Below are 19,574 nucleotides of genomic sequence, written 5' to 3'. Positions count from 1 at the left end.
TCGGGCCGGTCGGGGGATTCGCGATCGCCACCACGCTATTGCGGTGTCCGGGCGGCGGACCCGATGCGGGAGCCGATCTGCGGGCATCCGCGCGGGCTGTGCGGACTGCCGCCAGACGTCCCCTCAGACGGCGGCGAGCCTCGGATTGCCGGCCAGCAGGGAGACGAGTTCGGTCCGCGACCCCACTCCGAGCTTGCGGTAGGCGGCGGTGAGACGGAGCTCGACGGTGCGCAGGGAGACGAAGACCCGACGGGCGATGTCCTTGTTCTTCAGACCTGCCCTGACGAGCTCGACGACTTTGAGCTCCTCCTCGCTGAGCTCGGCGAGCTGCGGGAGCGCCGGCGCTGCCGCAGGCGGCGGAGCGGGCGGCCCTGAGGATGCCACGCCGCGTTCGACACCGAGCTCGGTGAGGATCGCCTCGGCGGCGAGGAACTGCTCCCGGGCACGGGATTCGGACCCGAGCTGCTGGAGACGCCGGCCGAAGGCGGAATGGGTGAGCGCCTTCTCGTAGAGGGAGTCCTGAGCCCCCCACGACCTCAGCGCGAGGTTGAAGAGCTCATTGCCCCTGTCCCCTGACGCGAGGAGGGCCTCGCCGCGGCGCAGGGCGAGTTCCGCCCAGCGTGAGGGACAGCGTTCGACCCGCTTGCGCAGCTGCTGGACGAGGAGTGCGGCGTGTTCTCTGCGTCCGATCTCGACGAGGGCTTCGATGAGGTCCGCTTCGTGTCGGCGGACGTTGGGATTGACCTCGTTCGCCGAGAGCTCGTCACACCGCCGCAGGTGACGAACCGCCTCGGCCGGGCAGCCCATCCGCAGGAGGCAGGAGCCCTGCAGGGCGTTGAGCTCAGCGAGCAGGCGACGGTTCTCCGACGTCGTCGCCAGGGCGGCGAGCTGCGCTTCGACGGGTTCGGCGTCGCATGCGGCTCCGTGCATGAGCAGGGTCCAGGCGCGGAGGACGAGGACCCGGTCGGGCCGGACCTCGGGCAGGGTGACGCTGTCGGCGGCCACGGCGCGGATGAGCTCGTCGGCGAGGCGGAGGCGACCCGCCCGCACGGCGGTCTCGGCATGCAGGCAGCTCGCCTGCAGGCGCCAGATCGTGCCGTCCCCGCTGCTGCGGCGGAGGAGGGAGAGCGCGGCCTGTGCCGAGTCGAAGTGCTCGGTGAGCATGAGTCCGGAGGCCACCGCGAGCACGAACTCGGGGTCGAGGTCCTCGCCGTCATGGTCGCGCAGCGCCGTGAAGCTCTGCAGCGCCGACCGGTCCTGCCCGCGGGCGCTCTCGAGCCTGATCGTCGCCGCCTCGAGCAGCCGGCGTCCGTCCTCGTCGAGGTGGTCCTCGGCCCCGCGCGCCTCGCGGAGCAGCTCTTCGGCCTCCGCGTACTCTCCGCGCTCGCAGCGGCACATGCTCAGGGTGAGTTGGAGGAGGGCCACATCGGCCGGTGCCTCCGCGCGCTCCCGCTTGGACCAGGTGTTGATGAGGTGGGAGGGCAGGGTCTGGCGCTGGACGAAGGCGATCCGGATGCCCAGGGTGCGAGCGCGCACCGCGAGCGCGGGGTGCCCCGACTGTCCGGCGATGCGCACATAGCGGGACGCGAAGACGAACTCGCCGCGCTCGTAGAGCTGCCGGGCGATGTCGATGAGCGCGGGGGCCAAGGACTCATCGTCGGTGCTCACCCGCATCGCCCGCTCGACGAACTCGATTCCGGCGGCGATCGATCCCTCGGCGATGAGCGTCCTGCCGTCGTCGATGAGCGCCCGCGCCGTCTGCTCGGTCGGCCGCGCGAAGGAGGCATGCCAGTGTTCGAGACGGGAATCGACGCCCGCGGAGTCCGCGGCGAGCTGCTCGTGGCCGGCGATGCGCTCACTCGACCCCATCGACTGGTGGGCCCAGGCTCGGACGAGGTGGTGGGTGATGCGCAGGTGCGGTCCGCGCCGCTCGATGACGTCTCGGCTCTCAAGGTCGTCGACGATCTCCCACAGACCCGGGATCCTCGCGCTGAGAGGCCCCCAGAGCGCGGTCGGCGCCAGGGACAGCAGTCTGAGCAGGGTGAGGGTCTGCGGGTCGGGATCTCCGAGGATCTCGCGGAGGATCGACTCCCCGGTCTCGCCGAGGCGCACGGGGATGGTCAGAGGGCCGTCTCCGAGCCGCTCCCTGCGGTTCATCTCCGCGACGATGCTCCTCAGCGCGTGCGGTCGTCCGCAGGCGGTGGCTGCCGCCAGCTGCGCCGCCTCGGCGGAGAGCCGACCGTCGCAGCGCATCCGGGCTTCGGCGACGAGCTCAGCGCGGGTGAGTTCGCGCAGTTCCACGGTGGGCACGAGCGAGAGGGGTCCGTCCTCGGGAAGGGTGTTCGCGGAGACGGCGAAGCTCACGCATCCGGACTGCGCGTGTCTGAGGATCTGGCCGAGGACGGCCTGGGACGGACCGTCCATCCGGTCGGCTCCGGCGATGACGATGAGCGCGCCGTCGGGGATTCCGGCATCGCGCAGCGCTGACTGTGCGGCGTCGGCGACGGTCTGGCTGCGGTCGCGGGCCAGGTCGGCGACCGAGGTGCGGCTGTCGATCGCCCCGAGCGAGGTGAGGAGGATGTCGATGCCCGAGCAGTCCGTGCCCGGCTCCGAGTGGCTGAAGCGGACTCGGCGGACCGGTCCCGGCCATTCGGCCTCGACCTCTCTGAGCAGGGAGGACTTGCCGAGGCCCGTGCGACCGACGACCGCGGCGGCGCGATGGCGCTCCATAAGCGTCCGCAGCCGCTCGAGTTCGCGCGGACGGCTCGATCGTGCTGTGCGCGGGTCCGCCTCGTCGGGTCGGATCCGCTGCGGTGGGGATGTCGTCAGGGGATGGGGGGTCTGGGGATTCTGGGGATATGCGGGGATGTGCATGCCCCCCATCTTCGTGATCCGCACCACCGGTCACCAGGTGGTCATTACGGGATAATTCCCTGCAGATACTCGAATGCGCCCGCCGGCTCCCGAAAGGTCACTACTCGATCACTCACCGATGACGATTGCGTGACCCCCGGTGACTACTCGAATTCCCTGCGTGTCGTTTCCCTCTACTCGATCGCGCTGACTCGAGGGGTCCGCTGATCTGCGATTCCCTCGCCCGGCCCGTCCCTCAGGCCGGCCGCTCTGCGCGCAGGCGACTGAGCGCCTCAGCCACCTCCGACCGGGAGGTGATGCCGAGCTTGCGGTACATCCGGTAGGTGTGGCCCTCGACGGTGCGCACCGCAACACCGAGCTCCTCGGCGATCTCCGCGTTCGAGTGGCCCGCGACGATGAGCCGCGAGATCTGACGCTCTCGATTCGTCAGCTCGACGGCCTGCTCCTGCGCACGCTGGGTATGCGTCGGAGGCTCGGCCCGCCAGGACTCGGCGATGTCGCGACAGCGCTCCGCGAGATCGGGCCCGATCGCATCGAGATCGTCGGCGACCGTCATGAGCGCCTCGGGTTCCTCATCGCGCAGGGCGGCTCCGAGGGCTCCGAACCGCCGCCGGTCCCTCTCCCCCGCGACGGCGGCGAGGGAGAGGATCGCCTCGGCGTCGTAGAGGCCGAAATGGCGCAGCAGCTCGAGTCTCAGCCGCATCGCCAAGGCGATCTCGTGGTCGGCCTCCGCCTCGGCGAGCACTCCGTCAAGGGCGTCGAGGTAGGACTGCTCTCCCGTGAGCACGGCGCGCGCGACGAGCCGCAGTCCCCGTGCCCGACCGCCCTCGAGGTAGACGTTGGCCACCGGCAGACGGACGAAGCGCGCATCGAAGTCGTCGGCCGCCTCGGCGTTGCCGCTCATCATCGCTGAATACTCGGCCTGGGCGAGGGCGAAGGCCATGAACTGCTGCTGGTTCCAGTACTCGAAGGCTTCGACCGCGGCGGCCGCGCGCCCGGCGGACTCGGCCCACCGCCCCTCCTGACCGAGGATGCGGGCGAGCAGGAGGTCGCGCGGCCCGCTCGAGGCGGCGAGGAACGCGAGGTCCTGACTGCGCACCTCACCCAACCCGAGCTTGACCTCCTCCCGCCTGCCGGCCTGGAGCATCGCCCAGGTGCGGAAGCAGTCGAGCATGATCAGCGGCGTACCGACCGTCGTCATCGTCGACTCGGTCTCCTCGAGGAGGGCGAGCACATCCTCTCCGCGGCCGCGTTCGAGTTCCTTCGAGGCGAAGGCGATGGCGATGCTCGCCCGCAGGGTCTCCGACACCCCCTCGGCCGAGAGCCAGCGCGCATCGACGACGTCATCGCCGGACAGACGCGCCCAGGTGAGCCGGCTCACCCGTTCGAGGGTGACGCGAGCGAGGTCGATCTGCGCCAGGACGTCGCCGTCCCCGTCCGCTGCGTCTTCGATGCGGTCGAGAGCGGTGAGGAAGTCGTCGACGGACAGCGAAGGGGACTCGCGTCCGACGTCGCGGAAGATCCACACGATGAACGCCTCGAGGACGAGGAACGGAGCCTGCGCGCTGCGGACGGCCTTCGCGAGGATGTCGAGGCCGACGGGGACGAGGTTGACATCGCAGTAGAGGCGACCGAGGTCGAAGAGCTCCTGTGAGTCCATCGCCTCGAACGGCACCCCGCGGAGGATCCGCAGCGCCCGGTGCCATTCGCCGAGGACGATCGCGAGCCGAGCCGCCTCGATCGAGTCCCGCAGAGAGATCCTCGCCCCGCAGCTCAGACCCCAATCGGCGCGGAGCATCCGCGACCGCTGGGACGGAGCGCCCGGAGCGGATTCGACGAGTTCGAACATCCGCCTGCTGCGTCCGACGGGCACGGTCACCCGGATCGTCTCCGTCGAATGGGATTCGAGGGCGACGTAGACGGGCGACCCCCGGGACTCGAGCCCGATGACTCCGGCGGCGACGAGGTCGTCGGCGGCCTCCCCGTATCCCGCGCCGAGCATGAGCCCGACCTCGACCTCCCCGGCGAGGACGACGAGTTCGAGGGCGCTCCGCTGCTCCTCGCTGTAGCGCGCCAGGTGATAGGAGATGACGTCGCGGACCCGCTCATCGTAGGCGATGTCGAGCCCGTCGAGCAGCCACACCCCGTGCCGCAGGCGGAACCGGTCCCACTGCCTGGCGTAGCGGAGCAGTTCGAGGACCCGCACCGGAACCCCCGTGGTGAGGAACATCGTCGCATCGATGACGCCCCGGGACACGACCCCGCCGAGGTGGTGCTCGAGCATCGCCGTGACATCGTCCTCGTGGAGGGGGCCGAGGAGGACGTGGCGGAGCAGGCCGTCGGCGACGAGCTCCCGGAAGTGCGGGGAGCGGCCGTCGAGGCCCGGCTGCACGGTCACAGCGATGCGGATCTCTCCGTCCGTGGCGAGCTGGCTGAGGACGCTGACGCTGGCGTCGTCGAGGTGGTGGGCGTCGTCGACGAAGACGACGGGTGCCTCCTCACCGGCCGTGAGCAGGGTGACGACGCGGTTGAGCAGCGTCACCTCATCGTCGGCGAGGTCGACGGCGAGGCCGAAGGCACCGAACGGGCTCTCGGCGAGCACCCGGTCACCGCGCACCCAGAGATCTCTGCCGCCGCGTTCGGCGTGGACGGTCTCGATGAGGCTCGTCTTCCCCACCCCGGTGTCGCCCTCGACGACGACGCCCGCCGCGCCCGGGCCGACCAGGGCCGCAGAGATCTCGGCGAGCTCGCCGTCGCGACCGAAGCAGTCCCGGCGATCTCCCGCCTCAGACATGGACCCTGCCCCACGTGGAGACGAGTTCGCGCAGCTCACGCCGGTTGGCCACCTGCAGCCGACGGTAGATCCGACTGAGGTGCCATTCGATGGTGCGCGCGGAGAGATGATGGAGCTCACCGAGTTCATGGCTGCTCGATCCGGCCATGACGCCGTCGACGAGCCTGCGCTCGAAGTCGGAGAGGACGGTGTGGAATCGCGATCCCATCGCACCCGAGCGCGCTGTGCGCGTGCTGTTGCCGACGAGGATCCGTGCCTCCCTCACGGCCGCGCGGTCGCCGACCTCAACGGCCCGCTTCTGCGCGAGCTTCGCGAAGTCCGAGGCGGTGAGGTGCGAGCCGAATTCGAGGGACGCGCGCGCCGCCTCGATGAGCGCATCGGCGTCCCCGACGAGGACACCCTCGGCGACGGTCCGTGCGAGACGGCCGAGGGCGCCGTCGATCTCGCCGCCCAGAGCGGCGAGACTGCGGCCTGCCGAGTCCTCACCGAGGCGGGCGGCCTCGATGAAGGCGACGGCGGCCATCGCCACCGCCCCACGCTCGGCGGTCGTCGTGCCGAGAGCGTGGAGGCGGACGGCCGCCTCGGCGGGATGGGCGAGGGCGAGGGCCTGCAGATCGAAGAAGCGCGCTTCGACCTCCGCCCACCACGAGTAGCGGTCCGCACGCTCCTCGTCCGGTGTCGCGCCGGGCAGTCGCTGCGGATCGGACGACCTCCCGAGCAGCGCATCCGCGTAGCGCTTCGCGGCCCGGCCCACACCGGTGAGATCGATGAGATCGGTCTCCTGGACCGACTCGAGGACGCTCTGCAGGGTCGATTGGGCCCGGGCGGGGTGACCGGTGCGCAGGTCGACCAGGGCCCCGGCGAGTGCGAACATCCGGTCCCCCGAGCGGGCCTCGCGCACCGACCGGCGCGCCCCTGCCCAGTCGCCGGACACGTAGCGGGAGACGAAGATCTGCGGGGCGGCATCCTCGAGTTCGTAGCTGGTCAGACCGGGGAGCGAGAACATCAGTTCGGCTTGGTCGATGCACCGGATCCCCTCCTCCACCCTGCCCTCGAGGACGAGGACCAGGCCGAGGATCGCACAGGCGCGCAGCCGATGCCGATTGAGGCACTCATGGTCGTGGAAGACCTCCGACGCCAGGCGGCGGGCCTCGTCGAGCCGGCCTCCCCGCAGCGCGAACCGGGCCCGGGTGACGTCGACCCGGCCCGTGTCGGCCCGTGCGCTCAGGCGGTCGCGCACCCATGCGACGCGCAGCTCGTCGGGCGCGGCGGGGTCGGTGAGACGGTAGTCCATGCACAGGAGGCGGGAGAGGTACTGGGGGTCATCGTCCTCGTCGACGCGGGCGAGCAGGCGGTCGAAGGTCCGTTCCGCCTCGGCGATCCTGCCCTGCCCCTTCTCCGCCCGCACGAGCTCGAGGACGACACGGTCGGTCTCCCAGCCGGAGGCGAGGATGAGGTCTGCGGCATCGGAGTAGCGCCCGGCGGCGTTGGCATCGCCGACGGCCGCGAAGATCCGGTCCTCGGGCTGGGCGACTCCGAGGGAGAGTCCCCAGCTGAGGTAGCCGAAGAGGGCTCTGCCCCGCAGGTCGTCGAGGTCGATGACGTCGGCGAGGAGTCGGAACAGCCGGAGGCTGTGGGAGGGCATGACATGGGCTTTGAGGGTCTCGGCGATGACCGGTTCGGCGAGATGCACTCCGGCCCCGGGCCCGCGCTCCATGACGACGAGGCCGATGTCGGCCAAGGTGTCGATCTCGGCCGGCGAGCAGAGGAGGGCGAGGCTGTCGTAGGGAACCTCGCCGACCATGGCGACGACCTCGAGGACCGGCCGGAGAGCGTCGGGCACGTTCCACAGGATGCGTTCGTGCGCACTCGACTGGTCGAGGCCGAAGATCACCTGGTTGAGCAGGCGGGGATTGCCGCCGGTGTCGCGCAGGAGTTCGGCCGCCGAGCGGTTCGTGGTCCCCGCCGCGTCGACGAGCGCGGCGATCGCGCTCTCATCGAGACCGGTGAGATCGATGCGCACGAGCGATCCGCCCAGCCACAGCTTCGCGAGGAGATCGACCGGCGGCCGGATGGATTCGGCACCGGCGACGAGGCGGATGCGACGCGCATCGGCAAGCCGGCAGAGAACGGCCAGCGACGTCGTGTCGATGAGGTTGCTGTTGTCGAGCTGGACGATGGGGACGGTGCCCTCGCTCGCCTCGGCGAAGGCACGCGCGAGGGTCGACAGCGCGGCCCCGGGAGCGATCTCGCGCTGCGCACCGGCCTGGGAGAGGAGGATTTCGAGGACGCCGAGCTCGCGGTCGCGCAGCAGCTCGGAACCGCGCAGGCGGTGCACCGTGGTGTCGGACTCGAGGTGGTCGAGTGCCCGATTCATCACGGTGGTGCGTCCGATGCCCGCGGCACCGACGACGAGGCACCCGCAGAGGTCGGGGTCGGCGAGTGCATGGCGCACTGCCGAGACCTCATCTGCGTAGCCGAAAGCACGACCCTGCGGGGTGGGGACCGTAACCGACATGTGCGCTTCTTTCGGTGTCGCCGCAGCGCAGCCCGCGGATCGCGCGGACAGCACACGGCTGTCTGCCTCGCGGATGCTCGAGAGGATCCTCCGGGGACGGCACTCGGAGGTTCTGACGCGCAGGCCGTCGGGAGGGGACCACTGACCACCGCGAAGCTGGGGATGTGGGGACACTGTAACCGCATATTCCGCTCCTCGCAATCGACCCTGTCCACCTGTCGACCACCTCGGCGAGCTACTTGTGGGTCACTTCACGCGAACGTAGTATGGACACAAACTTACTGAACGATCTATCAGGAGCACTCATGGACACCCTTCTGAGCGCAGAGGAGCGCGATTTCGCGCAGCAGATGCGGCAGTTCTACCGCACGGAGATCCCCGAGGAGCTCCGCTTCAAGGTCGCCACCGGCCAGGAGCTGAGCAAGGAGGACATGGTCACCTCCCAGCGGATCCTCAATGCCAACGGGTACGCGGTGCCCAACTGGCCCGTCGAGTGGGGCGGGCAGGACTGGACCCCGGTCCAGCGCCACATCTGGCTCGAGGAGATGCAGCTGGCCAGTGTCCCCTCGCCGCTGCCGTTCAACGTCTCGATGGTCGGCCCCGTCATCGCGACCTTCGGCTCGCAGGAGCTCAAGGAGCGTTTCCTCCCGGCCACGGCGAACCTCGACATCTGGTGGTCGCAGGGCTTCTCCGAGCCCAACGCCGGATCCGACCTCGCCTCCCTGACCACCTCGGCGGTGCGATCGGGGGATCACTACATCGTCAACGGACAGAAGACGTGGACGACGCTGGGCCAGTACGGTGACTGGATCTTCATGCTCGTGCGCACGGATGCGAACGTGAAGAAGCAGGCGGGCATCTCGTTCCTCCTCATCGACATGAAGTCCCCGGGCGTGACGGTGCGCCCGATCCAGCTCATCGACGGCGGCCACGAGGTCAACGAGGTCTTCTTCGACAACGTCGAGGTGCCTGTGGGCAACCTCGTCGGCGAGGAGAACAAGGGCTGGACGTACGCGAAGTTCCTCCTCGGCAACGAACGCACAGGGATCGCGCGGATCGGCGCTTCGAAGGTCAACCTCGCCCGTGCCAAGGCCTACGCCGCGGTGACGAAGACGGCCACCGGCACCCTCCTCGACGACCCTCTGTTCTCAGCGCGCCTGACACGGCTCGAAGCCGAACTCACCGCGCTCGAGATGACACAGCTGCGGATCCTCTCGACGCAGGCGGCAGGATCGGACAAGCCGGATCCGCGCTCCTCGGTGCTCAAGCTCAAGGGCTCCCAGCTGCAGGAGGACATCAGCGAGATCCTCGTCGACGTGCTCGGCCCGCAGGGACTCGACTTCGTCACCGACCGGGTCCAGGGTGAGGGACTGAGCGACCTCCCGCTCGGAGCCGTCGACGCCCTGCCCGCATACTTCAACACCCGCAAGGTCACCATCTACGGCGGTTCGTCAGAGGTGCAGCGTGGAATCATCTCGAAGGCTCTGCTCGGGCTCTGAGCCCGACGAAGGAAGTGGACAACCATGGATCTTGAACTCAACGACATCCAGCAGGAGCTCGCCAGCACCCTCGGCAAGTACCTGCGCACCGAATACGATGCGGCGGCCCGCGAGGCGATCCTCACCAGCGACGAGGGCATCTCGCGTGAGAAGTGGCAGCAGTTCGCGGAGATGGGCCTGACCGGCCTCGCCGTGCCCGAGGCCTACGGCGGCGCGGAGATGACCTTCGCCGAGGTGGCCGTCGTCCTCGAGGCGTTCGGCCGCTCGCTCGTGCTCGAGCCCTTCGTCGCGACCGCCGTCCTCGGCACCAACGCGCTCCTGCTCGCCGGCAGCGAGGAGCAGAAGCAGGCGATCCTGCCCGGCGTGTGCGAGGGCGAGACCTTCCTCGCCGTCGCCGCCCTCGAACCCGGGCAGCGCTACGCGCTCGCGCAGCCGCAGACCACGGCGACGGCCTCGGGTGACGGCGTGAGCCTGACCGGCGAGAAGAACGGTGTGCTCGGCGGCGATGTCGCCGACCACTTCATCGTCACCGCGGTCGAGAACGGCGAGCTCGGCCTCTACCTCGTCGCCGCCGACGCGCAGGGTCTCACGCGCGTCGCCCACCGGCAGGCCGACGGACTCGGCAGCGCGAGTGTGCGCTTCGAGGCGACGCCGGCTCAGCGCCTGAACGCCGGGGATGCCCACACCGTGCTCACCGAGGTCTTCGACATCGCCAACGCCGCGCTCATGGCCGAGGCCGTCGGCGCGATGGAGGCGTCACTGACGATGACGGCCGAGTACCTCAAGACCCGTGAGCAGTTCGGGGCGCCGATCGGGGCCAACCAGGCCCTCCAGCATCGCGCCGCGGACCTCTACGCGGATCTCGAGTACGCCCGCAGCATGGCGCTCTTCGCCCGCCTCGCCGTCACCGCGGAGGCCGAGGGCGCGGAGAAGGACCGGCACCGCGACGTCATCGCCGCGAAGATCATCATCGACTCGACCGCACGCCACATCAGCCAGGAGTCGATCCAGATGCACGGCGGCATCGGGATGACGATGGAGTACCCGATCGGGCACTATGCCAAGCGCCTCACGGTGATCTCGAAGACCTTCGATGATGCGGACTCGCTCACCGCGGAGCTCGCCTCGATCGGCGGACTCATCGAACCCCACGCCGCCGACCTGTCCTAAGGTGTGGGGCCGCACCTGAGGGACGCGGCCGCCCGCTGAGCCGGCGCACTCGGTGAGTACGAGCGAGCAGTGGACGCTCAGTGTCGATTCTGAGCTTGCGAATCGACACTGAGCGTCCTTTACTGCGTGCTGAGGTCAGGCGGGCGGCAAGGTCCGCGTGCCAGCACTGCGTGCCTCCAGCACGTCGCCGCCAGCACCGCGCCACCAGCGCACCAGCACCGCGTCGCCAGCACTGCGTGCCGCCAGCGCACCGGCACCGCGTCACCAGGGGCGTGCCGCCGGCGCACCGGCACCGCGCCGCCAACGCACCAGCACCGCGCGCCGCCAGCACCCCCATCTCGCGGGGGTGCACCAGTCCCCGCCGCGCTACCCGACCGGCTGGTCGAAGACGTGGCGGCGGATCCACGCGTGCATCGTGATCGCCGCGGCCGCTGCGGCATTCATCGACCGCGTCGAGCCGTACTGGGCGATCGAGAGCACCGCCGAACTCGCGCGGTGCGCCTCCTCGCTCAGACCCGGCCCCTCCTGGCCGAAGAGCAGCAGGCACCGCTGGGGCAGTTCGAAGGTCTCGAGCGGCACCGAGTCCGGGAAGTTGTCGATGCCGATGAGCGGCATGTCGTTGTCGGCACACCACACGAGCAGGTCGTCGACGCGCGGGTGGTGGATGACGTGCTGGTACCTGTCCGTGACCATCGCCCCGCGCCGGTTCCAGCGCCGCCGCCCGACGATGTGCACGGCGGCGGCGTTGAACGCGTTCGCCGTGCGCACGACCGAACCGATGTTGAGGTCGTGCTGCCAGTTCTCGACCCCGACGTGGAACCCGTGCCGCACCGTGTCGAGATCGGCGACGATCGCATCGTGGCGCCAGTAGCGGTACCTGTCGACGACGTTTCGCCGATCCCCGTCGCGCAGCAGCTCCGGATCGTACTCCTCACCGACAGGCCAGGGGCCGGTCCACGGACCGACCCCCACCTGCTGCTGCGCATCCGGACCCTCGGTCACCTCGCGTCGGAGTCCTTCCCGGAATCCTTCGTGACACCCGTGGTCTTCGTCGCGCGGGCACCCTTCGCCGAGGCGGTCGTGCCCTTCGCGGACTTCGCGGTGGCCGTCTCCGTCGTCGTGACCTCCTCGGTCTCCGATACGGTCACCGTCTCGTCGGCGTCGTCGGAGACCGCGTCGTCGGAGTCCTCGTCGACGGGTTCGTCGTCTGTCGTCTCCGAGGCCGCCTTCGCCGAGGAGGTCGACGCCTTCTCGTCCGTGTCCGCCTCGGAGTCAGCGGCGGCGACCTTCTTCGCGCGCTTGCTCATCGTCACCGTCTTGCCTCCGCGGCCTCCGCCGGAGAGGACCGAACGGACGTAGGCTCCGCCGGCGACCGCGTGGACGATGAGAGCGAGGACCGCGGCGATGGCGGCGGCGACGAGGCCCTCCCACCACTCGGGCTGGGCGGAGAGGAAGCGGCCCGCGATGCCCAGCGGTGAGGTGAACGGGGTCCAGGCGAGCACCCGGCCGACCGTTCCGCTCGCGCCGACGATGACCGGTGCCATCGCGCCGGCGACGACGAGGACGCCGATGATCGTCACGGCGATCCTCCGTGCCCGTTCACCGGTGAGGGTCGAGGCCCACACGAGGAGGGCGAAGACCGCCCACGCGGTGAAGAACAGAGTCAGGGCGAACCAGCCGAGTCCGGGCAGCATCGCGAAGGCGATCGACGTCTTGCCCGAGATCGAGAGTCCGAGCTCGAGGACGACGGCCGCAACGAGGAGGTGGATGACGACGAGCGTGAGCATGCCCGTGATCCGGCCCGAGGCGGCTGCGCGCGGCGGAATCGTCGCCGCGATGATCTCGGTGATCCGGTTCCGCTTCTCCAGACGCAGGTTCTGATAGAGCGCAGTGCCGAGCGTGCCGATGACGAGGAGGGAGAAGACGACCATGCCCCACAGCAGCGGAGTGGCGATGTCCTCGGCGACGGCCGGGGTCTGCAGGAGGGTCGCCTCGGTCTGCGGAGCGAGCTTCTCGAGCAGCGCGGTCGGCTGCCTGTCGAGGGCGATGATCGTCGGCTGCGCCTGACCCGTCGGATCCTGGATGAACGCCGCGTCGACCTTCCCGTCGCGGACGAGCTTCTCCGCCGCCTGCGCGTCGGGAGCATCGGTGATCTTCACCCCGAGCTGCTGTTCGTACATCGCCGCCTGCTCGCCGACGCCGACCATGGCCATGCTCGGCGTGCCCGACCCGACCTGGGCCTCACGGACGATGCCGGAGACGATCACGGCGAGGATGCCGAGGATGACGACGGCGACGGGGACGAGGAAGAACGGCGAGCGCATGACGGTCGAGCTCTCGCGGTTGGACACCAGCCACGATGCCTGACGCCGGCCGACGTCGACGAACTCGGAGACAAGCCCGGTCTCGGGCAGGTCCTCCGGGTTCGGCCGGTCCTCCGCGAGTTCGAAGGGCACCTCATCGAGGCCGGCTGTCGGATCCGCCTCGGTGTCGGCCGTCTTCTTGGAGGCAGCCGACGTCGAGGCCGCCGAGGTGGAGGCGCCCGACTTGGCAGCCGACGACTTGGAGGCAGCCGACTTCGACGTCGAGGTCGTCGACTCGGAGTCAGCCGCCTCGGTGCCGGTCGCGCCCATGTCGAGATCGTCGAGGCTCTTGGGAGCCGTTCCCTTCGACGTCGTCGGCGCAGCGCCCGCGGAGTTCCCCTCCGTCGAGGAGGCCTTCGCCTTGTCCTTGCTGTTCTCCGCGTCCTGCGCGTCGTCCTTGCGTGCCATCACAGGGCCTCCTTGTACTGCTCGGCCAACGTCGGGCGGATGCGTTCGAAGCTCTCGACTCGCTCGAGCCTCGCCACGGTCGCGGCGGCCGAGCCGGGATCGTTCGCGCGGAAGGTGATGACGGTGTCGATGACCTCGATCTCGGTGATCCCCGACCGTCCTGACAGGGACTTCGCCGCCGCTTCGGCGTCGGCGAGGGCGACACGGTAGCGGTGTTCGCCGAGGAGGTCGTCGACGCTGCCTGACGCGGTGACCTTGCCCTGGCTGAGCGCGACGATGTCATCGGCGTGCCTCTCCGCCGCCTCCCAGTCGTCGGTGGCGAGGATGACGGGGACTCCCGAGGACGCGTGGGCCCGCAGCAGGGACATGACGAGTTCGGTCGACTTCGCGTCGAGGCCGGCGAACGCGTCGTCGATGACGACGACGTCGGGATCGGCGGCGAGTGTGGCGGCGATGTCGACGCGGGCGATCTCCGCGCCGCTGAGGTTCTTCAGCGGCGCGTAGCCGCGGTCGGCGAGTTCGAGGCGGGAGAGCAGGGTGAGTGCGTTGCGCTCGGCCGCGCCCAGGGTGATCCCGTGGAGGCGGGCGAGGTAGACGATCTGGTCGATGACCCGCATGTTCGGGTAGCCGCCGCGCTCACCGGGCAGGTAGCCGAAGTTCTGTCGGTCGCCGTATTCGAGTTCGTGGCCCTCGAGTTCGACGGTTCCCTCATCGGGGCTAATGAGACCCATGATCACACGCACGAGTTCGGTGCGTCCCGCCGATCGGGTGCCGACGACGGCGGTGATCCGACCTGCCTCGGCGGTGAAGCTCACCTCGTCCAGATATGTTCGCTTCCCCTTGCGGAGGGAGACCTCGTTGAGTGTGAGCACACGTCATCCTTACGTTCGTCCGTAGGCGGCCGCGCGGAACCGCGGCCCCGTGAGAGTTTCTCATCTATCGTGGTGAATCGCCCAGGGCGATTCAAACCGGGGCAGGGATTTCGACGGAATTGACAGTCGAGTCCCAGCTCATGATCGCCCTCGTCACTCGAGGCCGAGGTCCTTCGTCGACAGCGCCGTGAGGTAGGGGATCCCCGCTTCGGCTTCGACCTTCTCCTTCGCGCCCGTGTCACGGTCCATGACCACGGCCACGGCGACCACCTCGGCGCCGGCTTCCCGCAGCGCCTCGACGGCGGTGAGGACGGAACCGCCCGTCGTCGAGGTGTCCTCGACGGCGATGACGCGCCTGCCGGCGACATCGGGACCTTCGACGCGGCGGGACATGCCGTGCTTCTTCGCCTCTTTGCGGACGACGAACGCGTCGACGGGAGTGCCGCGCAGCACCGAGCGGTGCATGACCGCGGTGCCGACGGGATCGGCGCCCATCGTCAGACCGCCGATCGCATCGATGCCCTCGAGCAGCCCTTCGGCCTCGAGGAGGTCGAGGAGGACGTCGCCGATGAGCGGAGCCGACCGGTGGTCGAGCGTGACCCGGCGCAGGTCGAGGTAGTAGTCGGCCTCCCGGCCGGAGGAGAGGGTGACTCGGCCGCGGACCACGGCGAGTTCGTCGATGAGGTCGAGCAGCTGTCGGCGGGTGTCTGCGGGGTCGGTCATGACCCCAGTCTACGTGGCCCTCCGGTCCGGCCCTGACCCCGCCGAGGCGGGTCGACCCTGCCGCGGCGACATCCGCCTCGGCGCGCGACTCAGTGCGAGTCGTCGCGGCTGATCACCCTGAGGTCGACCTCGACGGGCTCGCCGACCTCGCGGTCGACGACCGAGAAGATCTCGTCGACGATCGCGGCGACCGAGCGCGAATCGTCGAAGTGGGCGTCGATGCGCACTCGGTAGCCGTCGGAGGACTCGGTGAGGTCGATGCCCATGGGTTCACCGCCGGTGCGCCGCAGCACCCGCGCAGTGGCGCTGGCGACGAGATCCTTCATGCCCGGTGCGAGTGAGGCCACTCCCCCGATGCCGGCGATCTCGTTCGCGAGTTGCTGCGCAGTGCGCGTGAGCGGGCCGCCCTCCGTTGGATCCGCGTCGCCGTCGCTCCCGGCCGCTGCGACGTCGGTGGAAGAGTCGGTGCCGGCAGGCAGCTCGGGTTCGCCAGCAGGGTCGGTCCCGGCGGGAAGCTCCGGCTCAGGTGCCGCGTCGGCCCCGGCGGGAAGCGCCGGCTCCGCGCCGGTGCGTCCGGCGCTGCTGCCGGTGCCGACCCGGCGGTCGTCCCCGCCGGGTTTGGGCGAGGTCGCAGTCCTCGGCACGTCAACCGGGCTGGTGTCGCCGGTGCGCCCGGCCGCGGTCGGTGCGTGACCCGGCAACGGCGCTGAGGGCGTGTCCGGATGCGACTCGGGCGGGTGCGGGGCAACGATGGGGTCCTCGTGCCGAACCTCGAGCGGAGTCGGCGTCTCATGCGGGTCATTCGACATAGGCATCCTCGACTTCGATATCGATCCGTGCTGCCGGCACTCCGAGCTCGCGTACGAGCGCCTCGGAGACGGCCGTCCTGATGAGATCCGCGGCGGCGACGAAGCGGACGTCCGCGCGCATGGTCACGGTCAGTCGCACCTCGGCGGCGCTGCCTGCCGGTTCCCCGGACGGGGCGATGCCGACGCTGCGGGAGCGGATCCCGTCGACCGAGTCGACGGCATCGCGGACGATCGTCCGCACCGCCGCCGAGGCGATCGAGTACTCGTGCCCCGCATCCGTGCGCAGCTTCGTCGACGGACCCCGGTAGAGGTCGTTGCGGACGAGCTGGAGGATCCGTTCGCGGATCCCGGCGGTCTGCTCGGGGTCGGGGACGTAGTGGCCCATGTAGTCGTCGATGACGTCGCGCAGCTCGGCGTCGAGGTCGGGAGCGGCGCGCTCGTCCTCGGCCCGCCTGCGATCATCACTCATGTCCATCCCTTCATCCCTTCGACGATGGCGGCTCGGGCCCGATGGATCCGGCCGCGCACACTGCCTTCGGTGATGCCCAAGGTGTCGGCCACCTCAGCGTAGCTGAGCCCTTCCATCTGATGGAGGACCCACGTGATGCGCTGCTCGGTGGACAGCGTCGAGAACACCTCGGCGAAGCGCTCGAGCGCGCTGCGGGCCTCGACCCGCTTCTCCACCGAGGCCCGATCGTCGGCGTGGACGCCCATGTCCTCGGGGTCGACCGGATCGGCGGGCCGGGAGACCCGCTTGCGCAGGACGTCGGTGCACCGGTTCGACGCCATCCGATAGACCCACGTGCCGAATGCCTCGGGGGAAGCGAGCGCATTGAGGGACTTCCACGCCTGCACGAGCGTGTCCTGGACGACGTCCTCGGCGTCCTGCCTGTCCCCGAGTGTGCGCATCGCGAAGCGCAGCAGTCTGACCTCGTACCGGTCGACGAGGGCGGCGAAGGCGTCGACATCGCCTTCACGGGCCCGCACGACGAGGGTCACGACGTCGAATCGATCATCACCTCTTGCCATGTCTCAGATCATAGGCGAGCCTCCGACCTGGGAACATGCCTTGCCGGATATTCGGAGGAAAGTTCACCGAATCGAGACTCCGCGGCCGCCGGTGCGCGCACAGGTTTCGGGCGATGCGGAGAAATTCTTGCGATTCGTGCGTGAGGATTCGCCACCGGCTGCGTCTGTACCTATGTCAGCACCTCCGACACGAAAAGGAATGAACAATCATGCCTGAGACCAACGCTCCCTCCACCACCAAGACCGCTGGTTCGACCGCTTCGGCCGGCGCCGACGTCAACAGCCCCCTGGTCACCGACAAGGGCAACACGACCATCGCTGAGAACGTCGTCGCCAAGCTCGCCGGCATCGCGGCGCGCGAGGTCCCCGGCGTCTTCGGTATGGGCAACGCCGCTCGTCGCGCCTTCGACACCCTCACCGACCGGATCCCCGGCTCGCAGACGAACGTCTCGGGCGGAGTCTCCGTGGAGAAGGGCGAGAAGCAGACCGCGATCGATCTCACGATCGTCGTCGAGTACGGCACCTCGATCGTCGACGTCGCCGAGGCGATCCGTCGCAACGTCATCCGCGCCGTCGAGCAGGGCACCGGACTCCAGGTCGTCGAGGTCAACATCGACGTCACCGACGTCCACCTCCCCGACGAGGACAACGACGATCAGAAGAAGTCGGACGATCAGAACAACCTCTCCTGACACACCCACCCCTCGCTGACGCCCCCGAGGCGAGCACTCGCCTCGGGGAGCGCAGCGACAGCCCCGGAAGGACAGCCATGTCGAAAACTTACGTAGGACTGCTTGTCGGACTCACCCTCGGCATCGTCGCGTACTTCGGAGGATTCGTCGCATTCCTCGTCGTCGCGATCTGCGGTGGGCTCGGCCTCACCATCGGTCTCGTCCTCGACGGTCGACTCGACCTCGGAGCCCTGAGCTCGCGTTCGACGACGCGGAGGTGATCGGCGTGGCTGCATCACGCGGTAGCCTCACGATCGCGGACAGAGTCGTCGAGAAGACGGCCTCCGAGATCCTCAAGGGCATCCCCGGAGTCGGCGGCACCACCTCGGGCTTCCTCGGCATCGGCGGCAATGACAGCCTCGACGCCCGTCCGAGCGTGTCGGTGACCCTCTCCGGCCGCAGCTGCGTCCTCGACGTCCGGCTCGGCCTCCGCTATCCGCTCCCGATCTCCCAGACGACCGAATCGGTGCGTGAGACCCTGCGCACCGAAGTCGAATCGCTCACGGGGGTCGCTGTCCGCCAGGTCGACATCGACGTGACCTGGCTCCGGCCCGAAGGTACGGGCCGCTCAGCCGAAGTGAGGAGTCTGGCATGAGTGCACAGCTTCTGCGCGCCCGCCCCGCGCGGGTCGTGCCATCCGTCATCGTCGCCGTGGTCCTTCTGCTCATCGCAGTGGCCCTGGGGTGGGCGGGCATCGCCGCGATCGCGCAGGCGAACTCCGCGGACGCCTCTCTGGAGACGGTTCTGCCCGGCATCGCCGGCGCCGAATCTCTCCAGTGGGCCACCCCCGCGGTGATCGCTGCGGGCATCGTGCTCGGCCTCATCGGCCTGGTGCTCGTCATCCTCGCGATCTCGCCGGGAGCCCGCCGCATCCTCGGCCTGCAGGCCCCTGCAGCCGAGCACGTCGAGCGCCTCGAGGTCGCCATGCCGACGTCGGCGCTCTCCGACCTCGCCGCCTCGGCTGCGGATGCCGTCGACGGGGTCGCCCGGGTGCGCGCCTCATCGAACACCCGCTCGTCGATCGTCACGTTCACCACCCCGGTGCGTGACACCGCCGAGATCCGCAGCGAGGTCGCCGATTCGGTCTCGCGTCGGCTGAGCTCGATCGATTTCGTCCGGCAACCGAGCGTGCGCGTGCACGCGGTCAGGAGGCAGTGATGCGACGCATGGCAGCAGGCGCGAACCGGACCGGTCTGTTCATCATCGGACTCATCCTCCTCCTCGGCGGAGCGTTCGTCGCCCTCTTCGGGCTCGGGCTCCTGGCCGGCATCCTGCCCGGCCTCGATCCTTCGGCGAGTCTCGCCCCGATCGCGGACAAGTTCGCGCTCCCGTTCTCAGCGATCGTCGCCGTCGTCATCGCGGTGGTGCTCGCGATCATCGGAATCTGGTGGCTGTCGTTGCAGATCCCGCGCAAGGACGCGGCGAAGCCGCTGCGCCTCCAGCAGGACGCTCGCACCGGCATCACCTCGGTGACAGCGGCAGTCGTCGCCGAGGCGGTCTCCGACGACCTCGAGGCCACCGACGGCGTCGAGGACTCCCAGGTCATCCTCCGCGGCACCGCGAAGCGACCGGAGCTCATCGTGCACGTCGACGTCGACGAACGCGCGGACATCGATGCCGTCGTCGCCGACATCGCCCACCGGGTCGCCGGCAATGCCAGCCGAGCGCTCGGAGTGCCGATCGCGGCGATGGGACTCGAGATCGGCATCGCCCGGTCGTCGAATCGGAAGCAGCGCGAGGTCACCCTCGCATAGGCCGCCGAACGATGACATGACGGAGCGGCG

At 69.6% G+C, this 19,574-nt stretch carries 17 protein-coding genes; 7 read left to right on the top strand and 10 right to left on the bottom strand.

The window, feature by feature from the left end:
• Nucleotides 1-123 precede the first annotated feature (123 nt).
• The 3 genes from BC102111_RS01585 to BC102111_RS01575 all read right to left on the bottom strand — a co-directional run bounded on the left by BC102111_RS01585 (nt 124) and on the right by BC102111_RS01575 (nt 8,186).
• Entirely contained in the window at nt 124-2,874 is a 2,751-nt protein-coding gene (locus tag BC102111_RS01585; protein ID WP_146001380.1) for a helix-turn-helix domain-containing protein, read from the bottom strand.
• A gap of 235 nt (nt 2,875-3,109) precedes the next feature.
• On the bottom strand, nt 3,110-5,668 hold the full coding sequence (locus tag BC102111_RS01580) for a helix-turn-helix transcriptional regulator (RefSeq protein WP_101623427.1): 2,559 nt from the start codon (nt 5,666-5,668) through the stop codon (nt 3,110-3,112).
• Nucleotides 5,661-8,186, bottom strand: coding sequence for a LuxR C-terminal-related transcriptional regulator (locus tag BC102111_RS01575; RefSeq protein ID WP_095375406.1), 2,526 nt, complete (start codon nt 8,184-8,186; stop codon nt 5,661-5,663). Before BC102111_RS01575 ends, BC102111_RS01580 begins: the two co-directional genes overlap by 8 nt.
• Nucleotides 8,187-8,491: 305 nt before the next feature.
• Between BC102111_RS01575 and BC102111_RS01570 the strand changes: the two genes are divergently transcribed.
• Both BC102111_RS01570 and BC102111_RS01565 read left to right on the top strand, forming a co-directional pair.
• Nucleotides 8,492-9,685 (top strand): acyl-CoA dehydrogenase family protein, encoded by a 1,194-nt coding sequence (locus BC102111_RS01570; protein ID WP_095375405.1) that lies wholly within the window; start codon nt 8,492-8,494, stop codon nt 9,683-9,685.
• Nucleotides 9,686-9,709: 24 nt separating this feature from the next.
• Nucleotides 9,710-10,855, top strand: a complete 1,146-nt coding sequence (locus tag BC102111_RS01565) for an acyl-CoA dehydrogenase family protein (protein WP_101623426.1) — start codon at nt 9,710-9,712, stop codon at nt 10,853-10,855.
• 366 nt (nt 10,856-11,221) lie between these two features.
• Here BC102111_RS01565 and BC102111_RS01560 read toward each other — a convergent pair whose 3' ends face one another.
• The 7 genes from BC102111_RS01560 to BC102111_RS01530 all read right to left on the bottom strand — a co-directional run bounded on the left by BC102111_RS01560 (nt 11,222) and on the right by BC102111_RS01530 (nt 17,059).
• Entirely contained in the window at nt 11,222-11,857 is a 636-nt protein-coding gene (locus BC102111_RS01560) for a TrmH family RNA methyltransferase (RefSeq protein ID WP_101623425.1), read from the bottom strand.
• Nucleotides 11,854-13,626: an ABC transporter permease gene (locus BC102111_RS01555; RefSeq protein WP_101623424.1), complete on the bottom strand. Its 1,773-nt coding sequence runs from the start codon at nt 13,624-13,626 to the stop codon at nt 11,854-11,856. The genes BC102111_RS01560 and BC102111_RS01555 overlap by 4 nt, the downstream gene beginning before the upstream one ends.
• Entirely contained in the window at nt 13,626-14,498 is an 873-nt protein-coding gene (locus tag BC102111_RS01550; protein WP_101623423.1) for an ABC transporter ATP-binding protein, read from the bottom strand. Before BC102111_RS01550 ends, BC102111_RS01555 begins: the two co-directional genes overlap by 1 nt.
• A 153-nt stretch (nt 14,499-14,651) precedes the next feature.
• Nucleotides 14,652-15,221 carry an orotate phosphoribosyltransferase gene (pyrE, locus tag BC102111_RS01545; protein ID WP_095375400.1) on the bottom strand — a complete coding sequence of 190 codons (570 nt, stop codon included), beginning with the start codon at nt 15,219-15,221 and terminating at the stop codon, nt 14,652-14,654.
• A gap of 89 nt (nt 15,222-15,310) precedes the next feature.
• Nucleotides 15,311-16,030 (bottom strand): hypothetical protein, encoded by a 720-nt coding sequence (locus tag BC102111_RS01540; RefSeq protein WP_063249606.1) that lies wholly within the window; start codon nt 16,028-16,030, stop codon nt 15,311-15,313.
• Nucleotides 16,020-16,499, bottom strand: a complete 480-nt coding sequence (locus tag BC102111_RS01535; protein ID WP_232252516.1) for an Asp23/Gls24 family envelope stress response protein — start codon at nt 16,497-16,499, stop codon at nt 16,020-16,022. Before BC102111_RS01535 ends, BC102111_RS01540 begins: the two co-directional genes overlap by 11 nt.
• Nucleotides 16,496-17,059 (bottom strand): RNA polymerase sigma factor, encoded by a 564-nt coding sequence (locus BC102111_RS01530; protein WP_009378766.1) that lies wholly within the window; start codon nt 17,057-17,059, stop codon nt 16,496-16,498. Before BC102111_RS01530 ends, BC102111_RS01535 begins: the two co-directional genes overlap by 4 nt.
• Nucleotides 17,060-17,268: 209 nt before the next feature.
• Between BC102111_RS01530 and BC102111_RS01525 the strand changes: the two genes are divergently transcribed.
• The 5 genes from BC102111_RS01525 (at nt 17,269) to BC102111_RS01505 (ending at nt 19,544) form a co-directional block, all read left to right on the top strand.
• Nucleotides 17,269-17,751 carry an Asp23/Gls24 family envelope stress response protein gene (locus BC102111_RS01525; RefSeq protein ID WP_009378764.1) on the top strand — a complete coding sequence of 161 codons (483 nt, stop codon included), beginning with the start codon at nt 17,269-17,271 and terminating at the stop codon, nt 17,749-17,751.
• Between the two features lie 77 nt (nt 17,752-17,828).
• Nucleotides 17,829-18,011 (top strand): DUF2273 domain-containing protein, encoded by a 183-nt coding sequence (locus BC102111_RS01520; protein WP_009378762.1) that lies wholly within the window; start codon nt 17,829-17,831, stop codon nt 18,009-18,011.
• A gap of 5 nt (nt 18,012-18,016) precedes the next feature.
• Nucleotides 18,017-18,385, top strand: coding sequence for an Asp23/Gls24 family envelope stress response protein (locus BC102111_RS01515; RefSeq protein ID WP_100227478.1), 369 nt, complete (start codon nt 18,017-18,019; stop codon nt 18,383-18,385).
• Nucleotides 18,382-18,948, top strand: a complete 567-nt coding sequence (locus BC102111_RS01510) for a DUF6286 domain-containing protein (protein ID WP_063249604.1) — start codon at nt 18,382-18,384, stop codon at nt 18,946-18,948. The genes BC102111_RS01515 and BC102111_RS01510 overlap by 4 nt, the downstream gene beginning before the upstream one ends.
• Nucleotides 18,948-19,544, top strand: coding sequence for an alkaline shock response membrane anchor protein AmaP (locus BC102111_RS01505; RefSeq protein ID WP_009378756.1), 597 nt, complete (start codon nt 18,948-18,950; stop codon nt 19,542-19,544). The genes BC102111_RS01510 and BC102111_RS01505 overlap by 1 nt, the downstream gene beginning before the upstream one ends.
• Nucleotides 19,545-19,574: the final 30 nt, after the last annotated feature.

The organism is Brevibacterium casei CIP 102111, from assembly GCF_900169275.1.
Taxonomy (GTDB): Bacteria; Actinomycetota; Actinomycetes; order Actinomycetales; family Brevibacteriaceae; genus Brevibacterium; species Brevibacterium casei.
The sequence above is the reverse complement of the archived record's forward strand: the minus strand, read 5'-3'. Positions and strand labels throughout refer to the sequence as shown.